Annotated in this window: 5 protein-coding genes and 2 pseudogenes; 6 read left to right on the forward strand and 1 reads right to left on the reverse strand. The window is 58.5% G+C overall.

Translation table 11 applies throughout. The features are described from left to right. The first annotated feature begins 112 nt into the window (after nucleotides 1–112). The 4 genes and pseudogenes from AC0L2U_RS34545 to AC0L2U_RS34560 form a co-directional block, all read left to right on the forward strand. Nucleotides 113–1,891, forward strand: coding sequence for a ThiF family adenylyltransferase (locus AC0L2U_RS34545; RefSeq protein ID WP_473603676.1), 1,779 nt, complete (start codon nucleotides 113–115; stop codon nucleotides 1,889–1,891). A gap of 81 nt (nucleotides 1,892–1,972) precedes the next feature. Continuing rightward, the gene (locus tag AC0L2U_RS34550) at nucleotides 1,973–2,395 is read left to right on the forward strand and encodes a Mov34/MPN/PAD-1 family protein (RefSeq protein ID WP_473603681.1); all 423 of its coding nucleotides are present in this window, start codon (nucleotides 1,973–1,975) and stop codon (nucleotides 2,393–2,395) included. Nucleotides 2,396–2,576: 181 nt separating this feature from the next. Next, nucleotides 2,577–3,302, forward strand: coding sequence for a LuxR family transcriptional regulator (locus tag AC0L2U_RS34555; RefSeq protein WP_473603678.1), 726 nt, complete (start codon nucleotides 2,577–2,579; stop codon nucleotides 3,300–3,302). A 495-nt stretch (nucleotides 3,303–3,797) separates the two neighbouring features. After that, a pseudogene (locus AC0L2U_RS34560) lies at nucleotides 3,798–3,851 on the forward strand (hypothetical protein); the annotation flags it as partial. A 468-nt stretch (nucleotides 3,852–4,319) separates the two neighbouring features. Here AC0L2U_RS34560 and AC0L2U_RS34565 read toward each other — a convergent pair. Further along, nucleotides 4,320–4,601 (reverse strand): hypothetical protein, encoded by a 282-nt coding sequence (locus AC0L2U_RS34565; protein WP_473603679.1) that lies wholly within the window; start codon nucleotides 4,599–4,601, stop codon nucleotides 4,320–4,322. Between the two features lie 115 nt (nucleotides 4,602–4,716). Between AC0L2U_RS34565 and AC0L2U_RS34570 the strand changes: the two genes are divergently transcribed. After that, entirely contained in the window at nucleotides 4,717–4,950 is a 234-nt protein-coding gene (locus AC0L2U_RS34570; protein WP_473603680.1) for a helix-turn-helix domain-containing protein, read from the forward strand. An 817-nt stretch (nucleotides 4,951–5,767) separates the two neighbouring features. Then, nucleotides 5,768–6,282, forward strand: a pseudogene (locus tag AC0L2U_RS34575) (glutamine--fructose-6-phosphate transaminase (isomerizing)); the annotation flags it as partial.

The following is a 6,282-nucleotide window of genomic DNA, read 5'->3' on the forward strand; positions in this document are numbered from 1 at the left end:
CGCCCGGCCCGCCCCACTGGGTCCCAGGTCCGCCAGATGGCGTTCCGGGTCGTCCTCCCGGCGTTCCGCCTGGCCCTAAGGACCCGCCTCAGCCGCCGGACCGTCCTGTAGGATGAACTGGATATGCTATGGCGATCTGAAAGCAGGTATGGTCCCTCACTGGGAGCATGCCTGCTTAGGACGATTTGATTTCGAACTCCGTGACCTAGCATTCTTCGTTCGAGACGCGCTGCGAATCGACGAAGACCAACTGAAAAACGGGGTGCTCAGCGTCGAGTTCGTATGGCCCCTGTCATCCGGGGAAGGCTGCGAGCTTCGCGCAGTGTTCCCCGACAGCTATCCCTTCGTTCGCCCGCAAGTCGCCCTTCGAGGGAAACCGGAGACCTTTCCGCGCAGGCATTGCTCGCCGATTGACGGCAACCTTTGCTTGTTGGGCCGCGACACGGGGCTTTGGTCGATTAAGTGGACGTTGGCGAATCTTCTCGAGAAACAGCTCGCCAGAGCCTTGAATGGAACAGGCGTGGAGGATCCGCAGGGCGAGCCCATGGAATTCTGGTGGAACGCTATTGCCCCGGATTTCCCTGGCTATTCCGAAGGAAGCTATATGCTGATCGACAGCGAGTGGAACCTTAGTGGTGCCGTTGGCGGAACAATCACAGCTTTGTGTTCGCTATTGCGAATTGGAGAGAATATCCAGTTACGAGGGGTCGTCGATGAGGTTAGGGCGCACGATCAGACTGTGCTCGCGACTCGAACGTTCCCGTTGCCTCCACCTCTACGAACCATGAAGACCCTCCGCACTTTTCCTTGGACCCGTGTGGACCGTTTCGCACCTCCGCCGGTAGACGGCTGGCGAGAGAAGAAAGTGAAGGATCAGATTGCCTTCAAGACGCATCCCTTCACCGACGGGTCTCCAGCTTATTCTATGTCTGTGACCGTACAGTCGACGGAACTCAGCCACAAAAAGAGCGGAGATACGTGGCTCTTTCCTCTGCTTCACGGGCCAGCTAAATCCTTCCGGACGGCGAAACCTGGTCAGAAGGCAACCGCACCCTCGCTCTTGATCATACCGACCTACCGCGCCGGGACTAGAGACATCGGTGACAGAGTTCCGTCGGTGGGCGTCTTGAAGGACAAGGTGATAGCCATATTCGGAATGGGAGCCATTGGTGCCCCTGTTGCGATTGAGCTTGCCCGCAACGGCTGTTCCCGTCTCACCGTCATCGACCATGACATCGTCGAGCCAGGAAACTCTATTCGATGGCCGCTTGGTGCGACCGCCTGGGGTATGCGAAAGACCTCTGCCGTCAAGCAGCATGTTGAATCTGAATACATCGGGGTCGAAGTCGAGACGATCCATCACCACCTGGGGATGGCCACTGCGGCCGACGGGAACGGAGGGGACAATTCAGTTCTACCGCCAATCTTTGGGAACGCCAACATTGTTATCGACGCAACGGCCTCTTCGGGGATCTCACGTATGCTGGCCGAGCGCTGCAAGTCCGCAGGGAAACCGATGATCTCTCTCTTCGGAACGCTGTCATTGAAGGGAGGTATTGTTGCAGCCTACCATCCGAATTCCGGTTGTCCTACCTGTCGCGAATTCGCTTACGCCAAAGGTATAATCGAGAAAGCTCCTGGGTCCGGAGAAACCTCTGGGCAGATGCAGCCGGCTGGATGCGCGGAGCTGACCTTCACTGGGGCCTCATTCGATCTCCATGAATTATCTTTGGAAGCTGTCCGCTTGACCGTGGACATTCTTTCCCGACCGGACGAGTTCAAGGAATCCTTGGTTCACACGCTCACATTACACGACGGGATCGGACGGGTGCCTCCGTCGTGGCGTATCGATTGTCTACCTCCGATGAAGGAATGCGGATGCAACCAGTAGTCTGGCTGCCCGAAGCGATCATCCAGGACATGCAGACCGATGCCGACTCTCTGGTATGATCGGGAAACGGGCGGGACCTTCATGGGATACTGCGCCGAAAACATCGCTGCCGTCGTAACAGCAATGATTCCGTGCGGGCCCAAAGCATCTCACGAACGAAGCAGCTTTCTCCCTGATCAAAGCTGGCAACAGGCCGAAATCGCAAAGCATTACGAACTTTCCGGGAGGTTGGACACATATCTCGGGGACTGGCACACCCACCCGGATGCCGTTTCGAACCGCCTGAGCTGGACTGATCGATCATGTCTGAAGACGATCATCAGGACACCGACAGCGCGCAATAAGAAGCCCCTCATGGTACTCATGTGCGGCAAACCGCATAAATGGCTCTTACATCCATGGCTCTGCCAATCGCGGAACAGGTTATTTCTCTTTGAAGTCTTAGAAGAGAGAGAAGCCACCATCTTCACCTACGCGAGTCGCACTTCTGAAACAGGCGAATAAATCGCCAACTTGTATCAAAATTTCTGACTGTCTCAGCACAACACAGGATTAGGGCAAGATGAATTTCACGCACCACGATTTGCGGCAATGTTCTCCGGTCATTCGTTGAGGTAACGCTCACTCGGGAGCGAATGCAAGGTTGATGGATTCGAGGGTTTGAGTCAGAACGATGATGAGGGACATGCCACTTCTCTTCGAGACATTCCTGGAGCAGCTGTCGGTGAGTGTCGATGAGGCAGATTTCCAGGATGCCATGGCAAGGGCGGCCGCAGGACTTGATCTGCTCACCTTTGCCTACCTGTCCTTACCATCACAAGCTTCCGGCAAACCAAGGCTGATCTCGAACTATCCACCTCGCTGGACGAGGCAGTATTTGCAAAAGCGGTATCAGAAACTCGATCCTGTGGTCTTGCGTGCGCAGCGTGGTGGCTCCCCGTTTCGATGGGGACCGGATTCGGGTGGCGTTAAGGTTTCGCCGGCTCAACGGCAACTATTCGACGAGGCGGCCCAGTTCAGAATCCGCTGCGGTTTGACAATCCCGATTGTCGATCTCCGCGGCTGCGTTGCCGCGGTCACTTTCGCCGCTGATGAGCCCAGTCGCGCATTTCTCCGGGTCGCTGAACGGTATGAACAAACTCTTCAGCTCTTGGCTACCTGCTTTCACATATGCGTTCGCTGTAAGCTGCCAGGTGATCGAATAGTGGATGGCATTTCGCTGACCCCGCGCGAATATGATTGCCTTCGATGGGCGGCTCGCGGCAAGTCAGCCTGGGCTATCGGCCGCATCGTGGGCATCAAGCCGCGCACCGCTGCTTTCCATTTGGACAACGCCAAGAAGAAGCTCGGCGTACGCACCCAAAATCAGGCCATTGCGCTGCTGGCCTCTTCACGGTCTTCAATTTTCTGAGAAACCCAATTCGTCTTTGGTCCGCCTGTGCTTGGGCCGTTTCGGCAGGCGCATTCGTCTCAGCGTCGACTTGACGTGAGAACTTCCGATTTGCCGGCTTTGTCAGGCGCAACGCAGTCGGATTCTGGTGTCCACGCCGGGACTCATACTGCTACCGCGATTTTGCCGATGACCTGCATGCAATTCATCGCCGCTACCGCGTGCTCAAGGAACGTGTCGAGTAGGACGTGCAAGGCGATGGCAGCTGCGGATAGATTCCTTTGACGCGCTCAGACCGCACTACCGGGGGCTGCGGATTCGACGGCACGTCGATGGTTGCTTGCGCCTTCTGCCCTCCATAGAGCGGACGTTGCTTCGCGACGCCTATGCTTCTCGGGGAAACTGCGCCGAGGAAGTGCGCATCTAGCAAAGCAGCTGTTTCGCTCTCGACATTGCTTCATTCAAACTGACGTGAGCTCCGGCATTTCCATCGACAGCTACGAGCTCCTCGCCGGCATGATCGAGTTCGGCCTGTTGCCCCGGCTCAACGGCATCGTCACAGTCACCGAGTTGCGCGTGGAGCATATCCTTCGCCGCGCCGGCTGGCTGACCCGAATCAGAGAGCCGGACACAATCGGCCTCACCCCGCGCGCTGGCCGGCTATCTCGCGGTGTCGAAGAGATACTGCGCGTCGTACGCGAACGCCGTAAGACGAAACGGTGGCATTGGCGCTCCGGTGTTGCGACAGATACTAATCCGCCTGATTGGTGGGATAATCCTACAACTATGCCGCTCCGCTCACGCTGTTTGGCTGGGCCTGGGGAAGTCTTGCATTCCAGCGTGGTCTGCTGCCGACTCCGGCAGTCTAACAAATTGTGGCGCGGAGCCTCCGTCGAGATGATCGCGTCGCCGGCGACCTGTCGCGCTGGGTGTTTTGTTTTCGCACGAGGCCCAGGGCCGCAGTGCGGTCGTGTTCTGCAATCCGCGCTAGTGCGCAAATGTGCTGCAGGTCATTGCGGAACAGCCGTCTGCGCTGCGTCAGCCGGCGAACAGTTCTTTGTAGGCAGTTGTCACTATCCAGTTCGCCCGATCGATATGGCTGCGAACAGCCTGGCGAGCGCGCACGGGTTCAAGAGCCGAGTCTATACCAAGAATGAGATCTGCTATCTCCTCTATGCTGGCATTGTCGGCGCAGGCGTCGAGGATTCTCAGATAGACCTTGAAATGCTCCCGGTCATAGCTCGTCAGGCTCTCTGACCAGGGGACCTCGTCGCGCAGCTTTGAGATTTGAGTCCCATCTGTTCCCGTCGATCGATTCATGTCTGCCGCGAACCTCCATGTTGATCGCTGGATTCAAGACAGCATATCCCAAAATGGGATAATCCGGAACCGGGATTAGTGGCTGAGCCGGTCGTTACCAGACCGGTTCGCCCTCATGCCCAAATCACTTCGATCACCCCGCCACCAGCGGTTCCTTGCCCAGCTGGTATCACTGCGCAAGGCGAAAGGGATGACCCAGGAGCAGGTGGCCGAGCAGCTTGGCCGTCCGCAATCCTTCGTGGCCAAGTATGAAGGTGGAGAGCGGCGTCTCGATGTCATTGAGTTTCTCGACGTAACCGCGGTGCTTGACGCTGACCCGTGCGAGATTCTGTTGAGCCTACGGTCATAGCTGGCTCTGGCGCGGCTCGCGATCTCACCGGGCTGCCGGCGGACAGCCCGCTTCTTCGTCGACAAGCTCAGGCGTCTCAGCCGTTCGGCTCTCGCTCTGGCGCGGGTCGTCAGACCCGCGCTGCTCTTGCCGGTGGGGCAGGCGGGCGGCACTCCCTGCTAGGCCCGCCGCGGCATCCCGCAACCCTTCGCCCTCGCTTCGGGTCATTCTCTTCGTCCCGGTCCTCCGGATGCGGTCCGCCTGGCGGCGGGCCTCCCGGTCTGAACTCGCCGCCCACCGCCGCTTCCGTTCCCTTCCGGGGAAAGCCGCGATTGGCGAACGAAGGCAAAATGATGCATGCAAGACAGAAGGCAGGCCAGGGGGCTCGGGCGGCAGGCTCTGGCTGCCGAGGAATGCTTCCGGGCGCCAGCATCTGTATAGTTCACACCGGCGCCGACATAGGGCTCAAAGGCGCCGAAATCGGTAAAGTGGACTGCAATGTCAGCGTGGGGCGGACCTCGGGGGAGATTGAAACCGTCGGCGACAAAGCTCAGATACCCTCTGTCGAATCCGCGATGCGGGACCGCGTCGCTGCCACGAGAGCTCGTTTCCGTCTCTCTGGCTCGATCGACGCGCCAGCCCGTCCGCGCAACGGCGAAGGCTCAGTTGGAATGCCAGTCGCGCTTGGTCCATCTGTCGGGTGGATGCTTGTCATTCCAACAATCAATTTTACCGACCTAACCAAATCCCATTAGAGGTTCCTGATATAAAGCGCGTTGGGTATCCCTCGTCGTGATTGCTACCTCGACAAGGCTGCCGGTATGAGTTCGGAGACGACATGTGCGGGATTGTTGGCATCGTTGGGCAAGAGCCGGTGTCGGAACGGTTGGTCGACGCGTTGAAACGCCTCGAATATCGCGGCTATGATACCGCCGGCATTGCGACGATCACCGAGGGCGCCTTACAGCGCAGGCGCGCTGAGGGCAAGCTCGTCAACCTCGAGACGAGACTGAAAGCAGAGCCGCTGAACGGCGCCATCGGCATAGCGCATACGCGCTGGGCAACCCACGGGGCGCCGACCGAACGCAATGCGCACCCGCACTTTACTGGCGGTGTCGCCGTCGTTCATAACGGCATCATCGAGAATTTCGCCGAACTGAAGGAGGAATTGACGGCAACGGGAGCCGAGTTCCAGACCGACACCGACACCGAGGTCGTCGTTCATCTCTTGGCAAGAAACCGCCGGGAGGGCATGGGGCGGGGCGAGGCAATGCACGCCATGCTGAAGCGCGTCAGCGGTGCCTACGCCCTTGCCGTTCTCTTTGAGGATGATCCATCGACCATCATGGCGGC

This window comes from Mesorhizobium sp. WSM4808 (genome assembly GCF_055811675.1).